Below are 1,487 nucleotides of genomic sequence, written 5' to 3'. Positions count from 1 at the left end.
ATATTATTTCCAATCCTGGAAAGCGGCGCTTCGTAACGTGGATGATGTCGTGTATGACGGCTCCCGAACGAGATGTAATGACACAAACGCGCTTAGCCATTTGAGGAATTGGTTTTTTATGCTGTCTGTCAAAAAGACCTTCTTGATTTAGCTTAAGCTTCAAAGCGTCAAATGCGGCTTGAAGTGCGCCGAGCCCAGCTGGCTCCATGCTATCGACGATCAGTTGATAATCGCCGCGACCTTCATATAGGCTGAGTTTCCCACGAACAATAACTTCATCACCGTCTTTTGGTTGGAAGCGTAGTCGTTGATTGGCACCGCGAAACATGGCACAGCGAATTTGCGCTTTTTGGTCTTTTAAAGAAAAGTACCAATGGCCTGAACTTGGTCTTGCAAGGCCGCTAAGCTCACCGCTTACCCATACTTGTGCGTAACTGACTTCAAGCATTCGTTTAACTTGGCGATTCAGTTCTGAGACGCTAAGTGCGGTCGGTTTATTGTTGGTGGCTTCTTGAGGGAGCATAGCGGGCTTATGTTGACCAGTTGGTTATGAAAAGTCTATATAAATTAGTGATTTACAGCAAGTTGCTAGGGCGACTATAATAAACCGCTTTTCTCGGCAAGGCTAAGGAATCCTCCCTATGTTGCGAATAGCTCAAGACGCATTAACTTTTGACGACGTCCTACTCATTCCTGGGTATTCGGAAGTCCTTCCCAACCAAGTGTCGCTCAAAACTCGACTCACTCGTAATATCGACCTCAATATCCCTTTATTGTCCGCGGCGATGGATACTGTTACCGAAGCGAATCTCGCGATTGCGATGGCTCAGGAAGGTGGTATCGGTATTGTTCACAAAAATATGACCGTTGAGGAACAAGCTGCAACGGTAAAAGCCGTTAAAAAATTCGAAAGTGGCGTGGTGAAAGACCCCATTACTGTATCGCCTCATAATACTGTCCGCGAAGTATTAGAGATTACTGCAGCAAACAAAATCTCAGGCCTCCCAGTTGTCGATGGCAAGGACTTACTTGGAATTGTAACTGGACGCGATATTCGTTTTGAAAGCCGTCTAGATACTAAAGTGTCAGAAATCATGACGCCGAAAGAACGATTGGTGACTGTGAAAGAAGGCGAGACAAGTGATGCCATTAAAGATATGTTGCATAAAAATCGTATCGAAAAGGTTTTGGTTGTTAATGACGACTTTGAATTAAAAGGGCTTGTCACGGTTAAAGACATTCAAAAGTCTCAAGATTATCCAAACGCAAGCAAAGATGAGTATGGCCAGCTTCGTGTTGGTGCTGCTGTTGGTACGGGTGAAGGGACAGAAGAGCGTGTTGCTGCGCTCGTTGCAGCAGGTGTCGACGTGATTGTAGTCGATACCGCACACGGTCATTCGAAGGGCGTGCTTGATCGTGTCCGTTGGGTAAAAGATAACTACCCTCAAGTTGACGTTATTGGCGGTAATATTGCGACGGCAGAGGCT

The 1,487-nt window shown here is 45.8% G+C and carries 2 protein-coding genes; one reads left to right on the top strand and one right to left on the bottom strand.

Annotated features, from left to right (window positions below; genetic code table 11):
• Window positions 1-523: exodeoxyribonuclease VII large subunit (gene xseA / locus A3738_RS05345; RefSeq protein ID WP_068763424.1), on the bottom strand; the 523-nt coding region annotated here is incomplete at its 3' end.
• A gap of 118 nt (window positions 524-641) precedes the next feature.
• On the opposite strand from xseA, the gene A3738_RS05340 reads away from it, so the two are divergent.
• A partial coding sequence (locus A3738_RS05340) for an IMP dehydrogenase (RefSeq protein WP_156503987.1) occupies window positions 642-1,487 on the top strand: 846 nt, incomplete at its 3' end.

It is taken from the genome of Oleiphilus sp. HI0066 (genome assembly GCF_001635725.1).
Note: the sequence above shows the minus strand (reverse complement) of the source record. Positions and strands in the feature narration are given on the sequence as shown.